The organism is Pigmentiphaga sp. MLSB6-MA01 (assembly GCF_058793475.1).
Genome location: NZ_JBXAFV010000001.1, coordinates 675,289 through 691,603, shown reverse-complemented (window position 1 = coordinate 691,603; position 16,315 = coordinate 675,289). Strand labels below are relative to the sequence as shown.

Genomic DNA, 16,315 nt, shown 5'->3' with positions numbered 1-16,315 from the left:
GGCGGCCTTGGGAACAGTCCGGGGGACTGTTCCCGCCCGAGTTCTGCGCCCGCCCCGTCCACCCTGTCCCCACCGGGAAGTCCCGCGCAGCGGGACCGGCTTCGTTTGCGCCCCGCCCACCCGCCGGCCCCGGCACCCCGGACAAGACCGGGTCAAGAAAATGAACGCCACTCCGGCCCAGGCACTGTTCCTCCTACCCTATGCGGCCGGGCGACGTTTCGCGTCAGCCCACGTGCTGGCGCAGGAACTCCAGCGAGCGCGCGAGCGCCAGGTCGGCGCTGGGCTTGTCGTACGCACCCCGCATCTCGCAGTTGAAGCCGTGACTGGCCACATAGGTGTGGATGATCACCTCGGGCTGGGCGGCGCGGATCTTCTCGACGTCGGTCATCGGGATGGAGTGGTCGTTTTCCGCGAAATGCGCCATGGTCGGAATGCGCGGCTTCTGGCTGGCGATGGCCGCGATGCCGCCGCCATAGTAGGGAATGGCGGCCGACAGGCCGTCCAGGCGCCCCGCGGCGGCCCATGCCACGGTGCCGCCCCAGCAATAGCCGACGATGCCGACCTTGCCCGCTTCGCTCGCGACGGCCATCGCCGCGGCAACGTCCTTCAGGGCGTTGTCGATGGAGGCCTTCTGCATCAATCCGCGTCCCTTGGCGATGTCGTCGGGCTCATAGCCCAGCTCCACGCCCGGCTCGATACGGTCGAAGAACGCGGGGGCGATCGCCAGGTAGCCTTCCTGGGCATAGCGGTCGCACACGCCGCGGACATGGACGTTGACCCCGAAGATTTCCTGGCACACGATCAGGCCGCCGCGCGGCTTGCCGGCCGGGTCGGCGCGGTAGGCGGAAATGGTGGCACCGTCCGAGGCGGTCAATTCGATCTGCGTTCCCATAATTCCCTTGTCTTCCCTTGTTGATGAATGATTGTTGTCGTGATGCGGCCCGGCCGCGACGCGAACCGGACCCACAGGCATGCGTTGTATCAGAAATCCCGCCGCCTGACAGCCATCCACCCCGGCCGGCGCCTCCGGGGACCGTACGGCGTTCATGCTAGATTGCGGGCTGGATACGCCAGACTCTTCCCCGCCATGCCCGCCCAGCTCATCCTTATCGTCGCCTACGCCAGCAACCGCGTCATTGGACGCGACAATGCCCTGCCGTGGCGCCTGCGTGGCGACCTGGCGCACTTCAAGCGCACCACCCTCGGCCATCCCATCGTCATGGGCCGCAAGACCTGGGAATCGCTGGGCCGGCCGCTGCCCGGCCGCCAGAACATCGTCATCACCCGCGACCCGGCCTATGCGGCCGGGGGCGCCACGGTGGTACACACGCTGGAAGAGGCCCTGGCCGCGGCCGGGGACGCCGCCCAGGTGTTCGTGATAGGCGGGGCGCAGATATACGCCGCCGCGCTGGATCGCGCGGACACCCTCATCGCCACCGAGGTGCATGCCGACGTGCCGGGCGACGCCTGGTTCCCACCGCTGCCTCCCGGCCAATGGCGCGAATCCTCGCGCGAGCCCCAGCCGCCCGAGGACGGCCTGGGCTACGACTTCGTCACCTATGACCGGACGCGGGCCTAAGGCCTGCCGGCGCTGGATCCCCGCCCGGCCAGTCCATGCAGCCAGGCCTGGAACGGCAAGGTCAACAGGACGCGCTCCCCGCGGGTTTCCCGGCCCGCCGCCAGGGCCAGCGGGCAGAACTCCGGTGACAGCATCACCGAGTGCAGGGGCGAGCCCGGCGCCTGGCGCCGGCACAGCGTAGCCTCGGACTCCAACCAGCCCATGCCGAGCGCCGCGCTGCGCCTGACCAGCAGCGTGGCCTGCCGGTCCGGCACATCCAGCACCAGCACCGTGACGCGGCTGCCCGCGGCGCTGCCGGCGGCGAGCAGCGCCGCCAGCACCACCAGCGCCGATGCGATCGCGATCGGTTTGCGCATCGCCGCCCCCTTCAGCGCGCCACCGGACGCAGCGTCCACGAATCGGCCTTCACGGCATCGATCGCGCCTCGGGTATAGACCATCGGGAAGTACTCGCCCTTGGCCCAGGCCTCCAGGAGGTTGTCATAGTACGGGCTGTCCGGATCGGCGGACTGCCCCGGCACGTTGATCGCGAGCGACTTGTCCCAATCGGACACATCGATGATCTGCCGGTAGGACGCGCCGCTGGTCACGCGGAAGTCCGACGTCCGGTACGAGGCCCGGTGGACGGTATCGCCGGTGCCGCCGACGGAGAAACGCTGGGTGGCCAGGCCGCTGGCCGTACCGGCATCGAGGAAGGCCGCCAGTTCATGGTCGAACTTGATGTGGTGCACCGACCCCCACTTCCATGCCGAAACGTCTCCACCCATCCGCGTCTTCAGGTCGCCCATGGCCGACTTCAGCGTATCGAGCAGCAGTGCGTTGCGCCCCGCGACCGGATCCGCGCCGAACACCGCATCAGGCGCCGCAAGCCGCGCGAACACCACGGGCTTGGACAGCGTCCCGAACAGCGAACGCCCCGCCGCCGGCACGATCAGATTGGAGACCTGCGTGGAGACCTTGGGCAGCCAGACCTCGAAGATGGTGGCGGCCACGGAATCGACGCTGGCCACGTAGTCCCAGGCACGCAGGCGCTGCAAGGCCTCGGCCACGTCCGCGTCGCCGGAGTTCAGGCCGGCCAGCATGGGCACCAGCGTGCGCGCCGGCAGGGACAACTCGTCGATCTGCAATTTGGCGGAGTCCTGCACGGTGTGCCGCGTGGCGGTCTTGAGCACCTCGACGATGCGGTCGTAGCGGTAGGCTTCCGCCCAGCCCATGGTATTGGTCAGGTCGCGGTAGGCGTAGTCGTCCGGGACGTTGTACTGGTTGGCCGTGGCGAAGAAGCCCTCGCGGGGATTCAGGATGCGCGGCAGCAGCGAGCCGGACAGATACCCCGCCCATTCGTAGCGCCCGTCCCCCGGCACCGGCAGCAGTCCGCTCCAGTCCGGGTTGGGCCGTATCGGCACCAGCGAACCGCCGAACCAGCCGATGTTGCCGTCCACGTCGGCGTAGACCATGTTCTCGCCCGGCGTGAAATGCCGCGCCATGCCTTCGCTGAACTCGGTCCAGTTGTTCGCCTGGTTCAGCCGCAGACTGGCCAGGTAGGCCGCCGTGCCCGGGAATTCCAGGTACGCGGCGCGAACGGCATAGGCCTTGTTGGCCGCCGCATCCTCGTACACCACCGGACCATGGCGCGTGAACTTGAGCGTCACCTTCTGCTCGGCCTGGCCGCGCACGGGCACGTTCTCCTCCACCTTCGTCATGGTTTGCCACGCCCCCTTGTAGCGGTACTGGTCGGGATTGGCCGGGTTGGTCTCGTAGACGTACAGGTCCTCCTCGTCGCCATAGGCGAAGATGGTCAGGCCGAACGCGATGCGTTCGTTGTGCCCCATCGACACGCCCGGCAGCGCGGGCTCGCCGGCGCCGATCACGTTCCAGCCCGGCGCGTGCAGATGGACCATGTAGCGCAGCGACGGCATGCTGATCGCACGGTGCGGATCCCCCGCCAGGATCGGTTTGCCCGAGGCGGTGCGGTCCCCGGATACCGTCCAGTTGTTGCTTTCGTGCTGGAGGGCCAGCAGTTCCTCGGGCTCGCGCGCGGCCGTGCCGCCGCTGGCCGACAAGGCCGAGGCCAGGCGCTCGCGGGCGACCGGCGACAGCGGGCTGCGCGGGAAATCCCCCGCCTCGAACGCCATGCCGTTGCGCGCCAATTGATACTCGGCCAGGATGGCCGTGGTCAGGGTTCCGACATCCAGCCCCGCCGGCACTTGCAGGGTCCTGGGCGGTTGCTGGTCGGTCAGTTCCTGCGTGACCGGCAGTCCGACGGCGGCGATGCGCCGGGCCATCGAGATCTCGGTACTGACGTTGCGCGTGATGCCATAGATACGTATCAGCGACGACGTGGGCGACCAGCGGCCGGGCTCGGTGCCGGTCAGGCGGAATTCGATGGGCAGCTTGGCGGGATCCGCCTTGACCTCGTCGACGTAGGCATTGATGCCATCGGAGAAAGCCGTCAGGATTTCCTTGCCCTGCGGGTGATAGCTGGCGAACTCCGCTTCGGTATCGCCGCGGAACAGGAACTTGCGCGCCGCGCGGTCGGCCGGCACGAAGCGGGCGCCGAACTGCTCGGCCATCTTGCCCTCGCCCCGCCGCCGCCACTGGTCCAGTTGCCAGAGGCGATCGCGCGCGGCGTTGTAGCCTTGGGCGAAGAACAGGTCGCGCTGGTTCTGGGCAAAGATATGGGACACGCCATGGCGGTCCCGTACGATTTCCACTTGCTCCTTGACGCCCGGCACCTGGGCGCCCGGGCCTGGAGGCGGGGTCGAGCCACCGCCGTCACCATCGCCGCCTCCGCCACAGGCGGCCAGCAACAAGGCGGCCGCCGCCAACGACGACCATCGGATTCGTCCGTACCTGTCCATGTCTGTCTCCGTTTTTTCTTTGCGACACATCAGTCATTGCAGGCCACCGCACCGATGCGGCGGACCGCGCCAAGCCACGCGCCTTTCTTCCTCTCTCCTTCGTGCCAGATGAACCGCCGTTCTCCAAGCCGGCCGGCAGGTGGACCGTGCAATATCCATGCCATTACGCAGGGACCGCGCACATGGCAAAACCGGCCCTGGTGCGGGCCGGTTTTGCCATATTTCAGAAAAACAACGGAAATCCTGTCCGGCCAACCGCACTCGCCGGCCGGCCCCGGATCAGCCTCCCCGCTGGCCGGGCTGCCACAGATAGTCGCACCGCGACACCTCGCCCATCCAGACCAGGCCATCGCCGATGTGGCCCGTCGAGGCCGCCAGCTTCAGGGCGTCGTACAGGATGTCGGCGTACTCGTCCGGCACCACCATGTCGATGCGCACCTTGGGCGAGAAATCCAGCAGCTCTTCCTTCAGGTTCTGCGGCTGGTGCCGGCCCGGGGCGCTGCACCCTTCGACGTGCGTGACGGTCATGCCGGGAAAACCCGGCGTGCGCATCAGCGCCTCGCGCACGTCGTCCAGGCGCACCGGCCGTATGATCGCCTTGATTTCCTTCATTCGCTTTCTCCTTGCGTTGCCGTCCAGCCGCCTCGGCGGCTGGGGATTCTTCGCCTATGCCTCGGGCGACTCCTCGTCGAACCAGCGATACAGCGTGGGCAGCACCAGCAGCGTGAGCAGCGTGCAAGAGATCAGCCCGCCGATCACCACCACCGCCAGCGGCCGCTGGACCTCCGATCCCGGTCCGGTCGCGAATAGGAAGGGAACCAGGCCCAGCATGGCCACGGTCGCCGTCATCATGACCGGCCGGAACCGCATGGTCGCTCCTTCCACCACCGCCTCGGCCAGCGGCATGCCTTCCATCCGCAGCTTGCGTATGCAGGACACCATCACCACCCCGTTCAACACGGCGATGCCCCACAGCGCGATGAATCCCACCGATGCCGGCACCGACAGGTACTCACCCGTCACGAACAGCGCGATGATGCCGCCGATGGAGGCGAACGGCAGCACCGTGATGATCAGCGTCGCGTAGCGCACCGAGTTGAACAACAGGAACAGCAGGAAGAAGATGGCGGCCACGGTGGCGGGCACGATGATGGACAAATGGCCCAGCGCGCGCTCCATGTTCTGGAACTGCCCGCCCCACTCCAGGTGGTAGCCGGTGGGCAGTTGCACCTTGCCCCGCACCGTCTGCTGCAGCTCCGCCACGAACCCGCCCAGGTCACGGCCCTGCACGTTGATGGCGACCACCACGCGCCGCTTGCCGCCTTCGCGGCTGATCTGCGCCGGCCCGTCGCGCACCTCGATCGCGGCTAGGCTCTCGAGCGGCACGCGCACGCCATGCGGCGTGGTCAGCAGGATCTGGCGGATGGCCTGAACGCTGCCGCGGAAATTCTCGGGCAGGCGTACGGCCGCCGAGAACCTGCGCTCGCCCTCATAGATCTCGGTAGCGGTCTTGCCGGCGATGGCCACTTCGATCACGTCATGCACGTCCGACACGTTCAGGCCATAACGGGCGATGGCCTGGCGGTCGATGTTGATCGACAAGTACTGCTGGCCGCTGACCCGGTCCACCCGCACGTCGCGCGCGCCCGGCACCGTCTCGGCCACCCGCGCGATCTCCTGCGCCTTCTGCAGCAGCCGGTCCAGGTCTTCGCCGAACACCTTGACGGCCACGTCCGAACGCACACCGGTGACCATTTCGTCGACCCGGTCGGAGATCGGCTGCGCCATGATGACCTGCGCGCTGGGAATCACTTGCAGGCGCTTGCGGATTTCCTCGGCGATGGTGTCCTGGTTCCAGCCCTCGGGCCACTCTTCCTGAGGCTTGAGGCTGACGATGGGCGTGGACTCGTTCTGCGCCTGCGGATCCGCCGGGCTCTCGCCCCGGCCCACGCCGGAAATCGCCGACTTCACACCCGGCACGCCCATGATGATCTTCATGGCCTGCCGCTCCAGTTCGATCGACTCTTCGAGCGAAATGTTGGGCACGCGGTTGATGCCCGGCACGATCGAACCTTCCTTCATCTCGGGAATGAATGCGGTACCCAGCAGGGGCAGCATGGCCAGCGACGCGGCGAAGGCCAGTACCGCCATCACGACGGTCTTCCTGGTATTGCGCAGCACCCAGTCCAGCATGCGCAGGTAATGCCGCTTCATGAAGGCGATCATGCGCGTGTCGTGCTCGGCGCCCCCCTTGAGCAGGTAGGACGACAGCACCGGCGACAGGGTCAGGGACAGCACCAGCGAGATCGCCAGCGCGATGGCGATGGTGTAGGCCAGCGGCGCGAACATCTTGCCTTCCATGCCCTGCAGCGTCATCAGCGGCAGGAACACCAGGATGATGATGCCGATGCCGAACACGACCGGCGTCGCCACCTCGGCCACCGCCTTGAGGATGATGCGGATCTTGCTCTCGCCGTTTTCCTTGGCGTGGCCCAGGTGGGCGAAGGCGTTCTCGACCACGACCACGGAACCGTCGACCATCAGGCCGATGGCGACCGCCAGCCCCCCCAGCGACATCAGGTTGGCCGAGATCCCCAGCCGGTTCATCGCGAAGAAGGTCAGGAGCGGTGTCAGTACCAGTGTCGCCACGACGATCAGCGAGGACCGCACATCCCCCAGGAACAGGAACAGGACGACGACGACCAGCAGGACGCCCTCCAGCAGCACCTTGGCCACGGTCCACAGGGCGGCGTCGACCAGTTCGCTGCGATCGTAGTAGGGCACGATCCGCAGGCCGTCGGGCAGCATGCCCTGGCCGTTGATCTCGGCCACCCGCTGCTTGATGCGCGCCACGACCTCCTTGGCGTTCCCGCCCCGCATCATCATGACGATGCCGCCCACGGACTCGGTCACGCCGTTCTTGACCACGGCGCCGTAGCGGACCTCGTGCCCCATGCTGACCCCGGCCACGTCCCGCACATAGACGGGCGTGCCGTTGGATTCGGCCAGCACGATGTTGGCGATGTCCTGCAGGTTCTCGATCAGGCCCACGCCACGTATCAGGTACTGCTCCGCGTAGTGCGGCAGGATGCCGCCGCCGGAATTGGCGTTGTTGCGCGCCAGCCCCTCGTAGACCTGTTGCAGCGTGATGCCGTAGTGGCTCATGCGGTCGGGATTGACCAGCACCTGGTACTGCTTCACGTAGCCACCCTGCGAATTGATCTCGGCCACCTGCGGGATCGAGCGCAACAGCGGCCGCACCACCCAGTCCTGGACGATGCGCCGCTCGGTCAATTCTTTCTGCGTCAGCTCCCGGTCGCCGTCGTCGGGCCGGTCCAGGGTGTACTGGTACACCTCCCCCAGGCCGGTGGAAACCGGCCCGAGCACGGGTGTCACGCCGGCGGGCATGCGCGAGCCGATCTCGATCAGCCGCTCCATCACCAGTTGGCGCGCGAAATAGACGTCGGTCGCATCGGTGAAGACCAGCGTGATCAGCGACAGCCCCGGCTTGTTCAGCGAACGCATCTCCTCCAGCCCTGGCAGGCCGGTCATCGCGATCTCGATGGGCACGGTCACGAAGCGCTCGACCTCTTCCGGCGAGCGGCCGGTGGCATCGGTCGCGATCTGGACCTGGACGTTGGTGACGTCCGGGAAGGCATCCACCGACAGCTTGCGCATGGCGTCCAGGCCGGCCACCAGGGCCACCACCGCCAGCACGACGATGATCAGCCGCTGCTGCAGGGCAGCGCGGACGATTTTCTCGAGCATGATCGTTACTCCGGATCGACGCCAGCGCGCTGGTTGTTGAGGTGGAAGGCGCCTTCGACGACGACGCGGTCGCCGGCTTTCAGGCCCGAGGTGACCACCCGCTTGCCGTTGTACGAGGCTCCCATCTGCACCTGGGTCGCGCGAAAGCGCCCCGGCTCGATCTCGACATAGACGAGATCTTCGTTCTCGAATCGCACCACGGCCGATGCGGGAATCACGAGCTGCCCGGTCGGCCGGCTGGCGATCAGCATGGTCGCCAGCATCGCCGGCTTGAGCCTGCCGTCGGCATTGTCGATGGCTGTCCTGACCGGCACGGTGCGCGTGGCCGGATCGACCACCTGGCCGACGAAGATCAGCTCGCCCGAAATCTTCCGGTTGCCCAGCGCGGGAACCTCGATATCGACGGTCTGCCCCGCCGCCACCAGGTCGGCCTGCTGCTCAGGCACTTCGGCCACGGCCCACACGCGCGACAGGTCGGCCACCGTGAACAGCGCGTCGGCCGGCTGCACCACCTGTCCTGGCGATACCTTGAACTCCACCACCGATCCGCGCAGGGTGGACACCACCGGCGAAAAGGAGCTGATCTCGCCCGACTGCCCCATGCGGGCGATCGCCGGCGGCGACATGCCCAGCACGCTCAACTGCTCGGAAGCGGCGCGCAATTCGGCCGCGGCCACCGCGTATTCGTTCTCGCGCCGCTGCAATTCGGCCTTGCCGATCACGTCGGCGGCGAACAGCAGCCGGGCCCGCTCGCGGGCGTTCTGCTGCAGCTCGGACTGGGCCCGGGCCTTCAGGTAGGCCAGTTGCGCGCTGCCAAGCTCGGTGCTGTGCAGACGCGCCAGCACGTCGCCGGGTTTGACCGCCGCGCCCAGCGTGGTGTTGATGTCGGTTACCCGCCCCGTCACTGGCGCGCCGATGCGGGCCATGCGCTGGCGGTCGAAATCGATGCGGCCCGCGACACGCAGCACGTCGCTGAACGGTTCCACCGAGATCGCGGAAATCTTGATGCGGGCCTGCATGGCCTCGTCCGCGATCACGATGCCAGGGTCGAGGACTTCGGCCGGGACTGCCTCGGTCGAGGGCTTGTCGCCGCAGGCGGCCAGGACGAGGCAGAACGCCGCGAGGAGGCTCCATCGGCCGGCGGCCGGCCGGGCCCGGCGGATGCCGTGGAAGGTCGTGCGGAATTGGCTCGGAATCATGAAGGGTCACCTGCGGAAGAGTTGGCCAGCAGCCGCTCGATTTCCACGGCGGCCATTTGCAGATCGAATTGGGCGGCGATCAGGTCGTTGCGCGCGGTACGCAGCACGCGCTGGGCATCGATGTAGTCGATGATCCCCCGCTCGCCATAGCGATAAGCGGCCTCGGCCACGTTCAACGCGGCTTCGGCCTGGCGCACGATGCCCGACTCCAGCGCCTCGACCTGCGAGGCGGCGATCTGGAACTGCTGGTAGGCGGAATCCAGTTGCTGGGTCAGTTCGAACTCGCGCGCCTCGAGCAGGCTGCGCGCGCGCATGGCGGTGGCGGCGGCCTCGTCGATCGGGCCCTGGCGGCGGTCCCACAAGGGCACGCTGACCACCACGCCGAACTGCGTGTCGCGCGTGTCGGGGTCGCGGCTGGACGTGGCCTTGAGCGCCACCGAGGGCATGCGCAGCGAACGTTCGTAGTCCACCGCGGTGCGGGCTCGCAGCACCTCCGCCCGGAACTGGGTAAGTTCGGGATTGCCCGCCAGCATCACCTCCCGCAACTTGCCCAGCGGCTCCAGGGCGGGCGTCCCGCCCAGCCGGCCGTCCACGGCGAACGCCGTGGGCAGGATGCCGCCGACCTGCTGGCGCAGGAAGGACTTGGCCTGGTTCACGCGCAACAGGGCGCTCTGGTTGTTCTTCTGCGCATTCAGCAGCTCGGCCGCGACGCGGATCGCCTCGTACTTGGGCGCATCGCCCACGTCCACCCGGACCTGGGCGCGGTTGTACAACTGCTGGGTCAGCACCAGGTCTTCCTGGGCCGCGGCGAACTCGGCCTCGCGCCGCAGCGTCTCGTAAAACCCGCGTTTGACCTGGGCCACGAGCCCCGCCACGAAGAACTCCTGCCCCGCGGTGACGGACCTCAGCGTCCCGGTCGCCAATTCGCGCCGCAGCTGGCGCTGGCTGGGCAGGTCGATGCGCTGCGTAATGGACAACGTCTGGCCGATGCCGGTGGCGGTGCCGGGCTGGCGCGCCGAGACGCGGCCCGTGGTGAACTCCACCTCGGGATTGGGATAGGCCCGGGCGGTGGTCAGGCCGGCCTGGGCGGCGTCGACGCCGGCGGCGGCGGCCTCGACACCTTTGTTGCCCTGCAGGGCAAGGGACAATAGCTGGTCGAGCGTGTAGGGCTGCGCTGCAGCCGCGTGGGTACACATGCCCGCCAGCCACACTGACAAAACGAGTGTGATGGGCTTCATGATGATCGTTGGGACGAACACGCGCGACGGCCCAGGGGGCCGCCGGCAAGGCGCGTGCGGCGGCTAGCTGCCGCCGCAGACGAAAGTGACGCGGATCAGGCCGTCAGTGACGGCGGCCGGTAGGCCCGGAACACCGGAGCCGGCGCGGGAGGACGCGGCGAAGCGACGAACAGCGAGTCGCCCAGGGTGGGCGCGGTGATCGCGACGCACAGGGGAAGGTCGAACTCGTGGGGGTCCAGCGGGACACCGCTGTACGAATTGTCGTTGACCGGCGGCCGGCAGGCCAGGCCATCCACCGCCACGTCGCCCCAGTCGGGCTCGGAAATCTGCTCGACGATGTCGAATTCCTCGTCCAGCTCGAACTCCCAGCGCGGCATGTCGATCTGGGCGGCGGCGCCGGCCTGTGGCATCTCGCGCAGTTCCTGGGCGACCGCCGTGGGCAGGTGGGACGCGACACGGGCATGCTGGTAGCCGGCCACCACGTGGGCCTTGAACTGGCACACGGCGGACTCCGCCCACGCCCATTGAAGGGGCAGGCACAGCAATACGAGAAACGCGTACCAATGTCGCATGTGCAGCATTTTAAGCGCTGCGCGAGTTTTTGCAATTCGCTCTCATTTCGCGCCGAATGCGGGACGGCGCGGCTTCGGCAAGGCTTATCCGCCGTCCGGCGTGGTCATGTTGTCGCGGACGCGTTGCAGCAATCCCATCAACTGGCCGCGCTCTTCCTCGGTCAGGCCACGCAGCGCGAAAGCGGCCAGCTCGTCGCCCACGCTCAGCGCCTCCGCCAGCATGGACTCGGCCTTGGCCGTGGCCTCGACACGGAATGCCCGCCTGTCGTTGGGCACCGGCATGCGCGTGACCCAGCCGCCCTCCTGCATCCGGTCCAGCATGCGGGCGACGGTCATGGGCGTGACGTCCAGCGTCTCGGCCAGTTGCGCCTGCGTCATCGGCCCCAGGAAGGACAGGTACAGGGCCAGGCGGCACTGCGCGCGGCTGAGCGCCAGCCGCCCGCGCGCCCGGCGGTCGAACTCGGTGCTCATCAGCCGGCCGATGTCGGACACCATGAAACCGAAGCGCTTGTCGTAGGGAGTCGCCATGGGAAGACCGGAAGGGGAAACGCGCGATATTGTCACCCATCGACGCGCGTTCGGGAATATGTAAGCAAGCATATGATATACCTGCATACCATTCCAGTCCCGCCGGACGTTTACCGTGCAAACCTCCGCCGCGCCGCTCAACCGGCGCATGATCACGCTGTCCATCATGCTCGCCACGCTGATGCAGACGCTGGACAGCACCATCGCCAACGTCGCGCTGCCGCACATGCAGGGCACGCTGTCCGCCTCCCAGGACGAGATCAGCTGGGTGCTGACCTCGTACATCGTGGCCGCCGCCATCGCCACGCCGCTGACCGGCTGGCTGGCCGCGCGGCTCGGCGTCAAGCGCCTGCTGGCGGTCGCGGTCAGCGGCTTCACCGTGGCGTCGCTGCTGTGCGGCCTGTCCGAGACCCTTGCCCAGATCGTCGGCGCGCGGCTGCTGCAAGGCCTGTTCGGCGCCGCGCTGGTGCCGCTGTCCCAATCGATCCTGCTCGACATCAATCCGCGCGACAAGCAACCGCAGGCCATGGCGATCTGGGGCGTGGGCGTGATGGTGGGACCGATACTGGGCCCGACGCTGGGCGGGTGGCTGACGGACAGCTACAACTGGCGATGGGTGTTCCTGATCAACCTGCCCATCGGCGCTTTCGCGCTGTTCGGCGTGCTGACCTACCTGCCTCGTTCCAAGCCCTCGGCCCGGCAGGCGCTGGACTTCTTCGGGTTCATCACCTTGTCGCTGGCGATCGGCGCCCTGCAGGCCATGCTGGACCGCGGCCAGCAACTGGACTGGTTCAGCTCGCTGGAGATACGCATCGAAGCTGCCGTGGCGCTGGTCAGCTTCGTCTTCTTCGCGCTGCACACGGCCACCGCGGGCAAGGGGTCCTTCTTCCGCTACGAACTCCTGAAGGACAGCAACTTCGTCACGGGCACCTGTTTCATCTTCGTGATCGGCGCGGTGATGTACGCGACGCGCGCCCTGCTGCCGCCCATGCTGGAGGCGCTGATGGGCTATCCGGTGGCCACCACGGGCCTGGTCACCGCGCCCAGCGGCGTGGGCACCATGGTGGCCATGCTGATCGCGGGACGGCTGGTCGGGCGCATGGACGTGCGCATGATGCTGCTGGCCGGCTTTCTGGTATCGGCCGTCGCGCTCTACCAGATGATGGGCTATACGCTGGTCCTGTCGGAGAACGATATCGTCTGGCCGGGCGTCATCCAGGGCGTGGGCCTGGGCTTCGTATTCGTCCCCCTGAGCGCGGTCACCTTCGCCACGCTGGCCCCCGAACTGCGGGCCGACGGCACCGCCATCTTCAGCCTGATGCGCAACATCGGCAGCAGCATAGGCATCTCGGTGATCCAGGCGCAGGTCACGCGCAACACCCAGGTCGTCCATGCCTCGCTGGTCGAGCATATGCATCCGGCCAATGCCGCGCTCGTGCAGAACTACGACCTGAGCTCGCCTTCCACGCTGGAATCGTTGAACCAGATGGTGACGCAACAGGCCTCGATGATCGCCTACGTCGACGCATTCAAGCTGATGTTCATCGCCACCCTGTGCGTGGTGCCGCTGCTGGCCGTCGTGCGGTCGCGCCGCCGCGCCGCGGGCGAGGACGCGCCGCACGTGGCCATGGACTGATCCCGGCCGCGGCCCAGGGCCTGTTCACGCTGGATCTCCACCCGCGCCCAAGGCGTAGTCGCTCATGGGCGGGCACGAGCAGGCCAGGTTGCGGTCGCCGTACAGGTTGTCCACCCGCCCCACCGGCGGCCAATACTTGTGCTCGCGCAGCGACGGCAGCGGATAGGCCGCGCGCTCGCGCGCATACGGATGCGGCCAGTCCCGCGCCAGCAGCGTCTCGGCGGTGTGCGGCGCGTTCTTGAGCAGGTTGTCGTTGCGGTCCTGTTCGCCCGCCTCGATTTCCGCGATCTCGACGCGTATGGCGATCATCGCCTCGATGAAGCGGTCCAGCTCGGCGCGGCTCTCGGATTCGGTAGGCTCCACCATCAGCGTGCCAGCCACCGGAAAGCTCATCGTCGGGGCGTGGAAGCCGTAGTCGATCAGGCGCTTGGCCACGTCCTCGGCATCGATACCGCAACGCTGCTTGATGGGCCGCAGGTCGAGTATGCATTCGTGCGCCACATGATCGCCGCGGCCGGTGTACAGGACGGGATAGTGACCGGCCAGCCGGCGCGCCACATAGTTGGCGTTCAGGATGGCGACCTGGGTCGCCCTGCGCAGTCCCTCGGGGCCCATCAGCGCCACGTAGGCGGCCGGAATGGGCAGGATCCCCGCCGACCCCAGCGGCGCGGCGGCCACGGGCCCGCATGGCGTGCCGTCCGGCAGCCGGCCGTCCTCGCCGACCACGCCGGGCAGGTAGGGCGCCAGGTGCGCCCGCACCGCCACCGGCCCCACCCCCGGCCCGCCGCCGCCATGCGGAATGCAGAAGGTCTTGTGCAGGTTCAGGTGGGACACGTCGGCGCCGATACGGCCGGGCTTGACCAGGCCGACCAGCGCGTTCATGTTGGCCCCGTCCAGATAGACCTGGCCGCCGTGGTCGTGGACGATGCGGCAGATCTCGCCGATGGCGTCCTCGAACACGCCATGGGTGGACGGATAGGTCACCATCAGCGCCGCCAGGCCCTGCCCCGCCTCCGCCGCCTTGCGGCGCAGGTCCTCCACGTCCACATTGCCCTGCCGGTCGCAGGCCACCACCACGACCCGCATTCCCGCCAGTTGGGCGGAGGCGGGGTTGGTGCCGTGGGCCGAGGCCGGGATCAGGCAGATGTCGCGCGCCGCTTCGCCGCGCGCCGCATGATAGGCGCGCACGGCCATCAGGCCGGCATACTCGCCCTGGGCGCCGGAATTGGGCTGGAAGCTGATGGCGTCGTAGCCCGTGATCTCGCACAGCGCGCGCGACAGCCCCGCGACCAGCTCGTGGTAGCCCTCGGCCTGCCACGCCGGCGCGTACGGGTGCAGCGCGGCGAAGCGGGGCCAGGTGACAGGCATCATCTCGGCCGTGGCGTTGAGCTTCATCGTGCATGAACCGAGCGGGATCATGGTGCGATCCAGCGCGAGGTCCATGTCGGACAGCCGCCTCAGCCAGCGCAGCATGTCGGTTTCCGAGCGGATGGAGCGGAACACGGGATGGGACAGGACGGGGGTATCGCGCACCAGGTCCGGCGGAATCGCCCCGGGCCCGGCCGCGCCGCCCGCGTCCGCGCCGCGCGCCCCCGCCCTGCCGCAGCCGTCGGCGAAGACCGCCAGCAGGGATGCCAGGTCGGCGTCGGTCACGGTCTCGTCCAGCGACACCGCCAGGTGCGCCGCGTCGAGCTTGCGCAGATTGATGCCCGCCGCCTCGGCCGCGCGCACGACGGCGGCGGTATGGTCGCCCGTGCGCAGGTGCAGCGTATCGAAAAAGGCTTCGTGCCTCGCCTCGACCCCGAGACGGGCCAGCGCATCGCGCAGCGCCACCGCCTGGCGGTGCACGCGTGCCGCCATCCGCGCGAGGCCGTCGGGACCGTGCCAGACCGCGTACATCGCGGCCATGACGGCCAGCAGCACCTGCGAGGTGCAGATATTGGACGTGGCCTTCTCGCGGCGGATGTGCTGCTCGCGCGTCTGCAGCGCCAGCCGCAGCGCCGGCCGGCCCGAGGCATCGCGCGACACGCCCACCAGGCGTCCCGGCAGGTTGCGCTTGAGCTCGTCGCGACACGCCATGAAGGCGGCGTGCGGACCGCCGTAGCCAAGCGGCACGCCGAAGCGCTGCGACGAGCCGATGGCGATGTCCGCTCCCCACTCGCCCGGCGGCTGGAGCAATGCCAGGGCCAGCAGGTCGGTCGCGCACGCGACCACGCCGCCCGCCGCCTTCACCCCGGCGGCGATCCGCGCGTAGCGCCGCACTTCGCCGGTGCTGCACGGATATTGCAGCAGGACGCCGAAACACGCGGGCACGCCGGCGGCCTCGTCGCCGGCCACGACGTCGATATCCAGCGCCGAGGCCCGGGTGCGCAGTACCTCGATGGTCTGCGGGTGGCAGCCCGAGGACACGAAGAACACCCGGCTATCGCTGGAGGAGCTCCGCCGCGCCAGGGTCATGGCCTCGGCCGCCGCCGTCGCCTCGTCCAGCAGCGACGCGTTGGCGATGTCCAGGCCGGTCAGCTCGCACACCATGGTCTGGAACACCAGCAGCGCCTGCAGCCGGCCTTGGGAGATCTCGGGCTGGTAGGGCGTGTAGGCGGTGTACCAGGCGGGATTCTCCAGGATGTTGCGCTGGATGACCGGCGGCGTGTGCGTGCCGTAGTAGCCCTGGCCGATGTAGCTGCGGAAAAGGGTGTTGCGCCCGGCCAGGGCCTCGAGTTGCGCCAGCACGCCGGCCTCGTCCTTCGGGCCGGGCAGGTCCAGGGGAGCGGTTTCGAGGATGGCGGCCGGCACCACGCGGCGCACGAGGTCGTCCAGGCTGTCGGCCCCGACCACGGCCAGCATCCCGGCCTGGTCGGAGTCGGAAGGCCCGATATGGCGGGCCATGAATGCCGCATCGTCTTCAAGCGCCTTGAGCATGGGAGCGTATCCTGTCGGG

At 68.4% G+C, this 16,315-nt stretch carries 12 protein-coding genes; 2 read left to right on the top strand and 10 right to left on the bottom strand.

The window, feature by feature from the left end; genetic code table 11:
- Positions 1–223 precede the first annotated feature (223 nt).
- Positions 224–892, bottom strand: a complete 669-nt coding sequence (locus AC1Q6E_RS03305) for a dienelactone hydrolase family protein (RefSeq protein WP_152793947.1) — start codon at positions 890–892, stop codon at positions 224–226.
- 195 nt (positions 893–1,087) lie between these two features.
- Here AC1Q6E_RS03305 and AC1Q6E_RS03300 point away from each other — a divergent pair, with 195 nt between their 5' ends.
- Positions 1,088–1,579: a dihydrofolate reductase gene (locus tag AC1Q6E_RS03300; protein WP_152793945.1), complete on the top strand. Its 492-nt coding sequence runs from the start codon at positions 1,088–1,090 to the stop codon at positions 1,577–1,579.
- Here AC1Q6E_RS03300 and AC1Q6E_RS03295 read toward each other — a convergent pair.
- The 8 genes from AC1Q6E_RS03295 to AC1Q6E_RS03260 all read right to left on the bottom strand — a co-directional run bounded on the left by AC1Q6E_RS03295 (position 1,576) and on the right by AC1Q6E_RS03260 (position 11,741).
- On the bottom strand, positions 1,576–1,935 hold the full coding sequence (locus AC1Q6E_RS03295) for a hypothetical protein (RefSeq protein WP_296560453.1): 360 nt from the start codon (positions 1,933–1,935) through the stop codon (positions 1,576–1,578). The genes AC1Q6E_RS03300 and AC1Q6E_RS03295 overlap by 4 nt on opposite strands.
- Before the next feature lie 11 nt (positions 1,936–1,946).
- Complete coding sequence (locus AC1Q6E_RS03290) at positions 1,947–4,436, bottom strand: penicillin acylase family protein (RefSeq protein ID WP_492572183.1); 2,490 nt, start codon at positions 4,434–4,436, stop codon at positions 1,947–1,949.
- A gap of 279 nt (positions 4,437–4,715) precedes the next feature.
- Complete coding sequence (locus AC1Q6E_RS03285; RefSeq protein WP_492572182.1) at positions 4,716–5,048, bottom strand: P-II family nitrogen regulator; 333 nt, start codon at positions 5,046–5,048, stop codon at positions 4,716–4,718.
- Positions 5,049–5,102: 54 nt separating this feature from the next.
- Positions 5,103–8,204 (bottom strand): efflux RND transporter permease subunit, encoded by a 3,102-nt coding sequence (locus AC1Q6E_RS03280; RefSeq protein WP_152793937.1) that lies wholly within the window; start codon positions 8,202–8,204, stop codon positions 5,103–5,105.
- A 5-nt stretch (positions 8,205–8,209) separates the two neighbouring features.
- On the bottom strand, positions 8,210–9,403 hold the full coding sequence (locus AC1Q6E_RS03275; RefSeq protein WP_492572181.1) for an efflux RND transporter periplasmic adaptor subunit: 1,194 nt from the start codon (positions 9,401–9,403) through the stop codon (positions 8,210–8,212).
- Positions 9,400–10,641 carry a TolC family protein gene (locus AC1Q6E_RS03270; RefSeq protein ID WP_152793933.1) on the bottom strand — a complete coding sequence of 414 codons (1,242 nt, stop codon included), beginning with the start codon at positions 10,639–10,641 and terminating at the stop codon, positions 9,400–9,402. The genes AC1Q6E_RS03275 and AC1Q6E_RS03270 overlap by 4 nt, the downstream gene beginning before the upstream one ends.
- Positions 10,642–10,736: 95 nt before the next feature.
- Positions 10,737–11,222, bottom strand: a complete 486-nt coding sequence (locus AC1Q6E_RS03265) for a hypothetical protein (RefSeq protein ID WP_492572180.1) — start codon at positions 11,220–11,222, stop codon at positions 10,737–10,739.
- A gap of 75 nt (positions 11,223–11,297) precedes the next feature.
- Entirely contained in the window at positions 11,298–11,741 is a 444-nt protein-coding gene (locus tag AC1Q6E_RS03260) for a MarR family winged helix-turn-helix transcriptional regulator (RefSeq protein WP_296560458.1), read from the bottom strand.
- A gap of 166 nt (positions 11,742–11,907) precedes the next feature.
- Between AC1Q6E_RS03260 and AC1Q6E_RS03255 the strand changes: the two genes are divergently transcribed.
- Positions 11,908–13,377 carry a DHA2 family efflux MFS transporter permease subunit gene (locus AC1Q6E_RS03255; protein ID WP_152794787.1) on the top strand — a complete coding sequence of 490 codons (1,470 nt, stop codon included), beginning with the start codon at positions 11,908–11,910 and terminating at the stop codon, positions 13,375–13,377.
- 24 nt (positions 13,378–13,401) lie between these two features.
- Here the strand turns inward: AC1Q6E_RS03255 and gcvP are convergent, their stop codons facing one another.
- Entirely contained in the window at positions 13,402–16,296 is a 2,895-nt protein-coding gene (gene gcvP, locus AC1Q6E_RS03250) for an aminomethyl-transferring glycine dehydrogenase (RefSeq protein ID WP_492572179.1), read from the bottom strand.
- Positions 16,297–16,315: the final 19 nt, after the last annotated feature.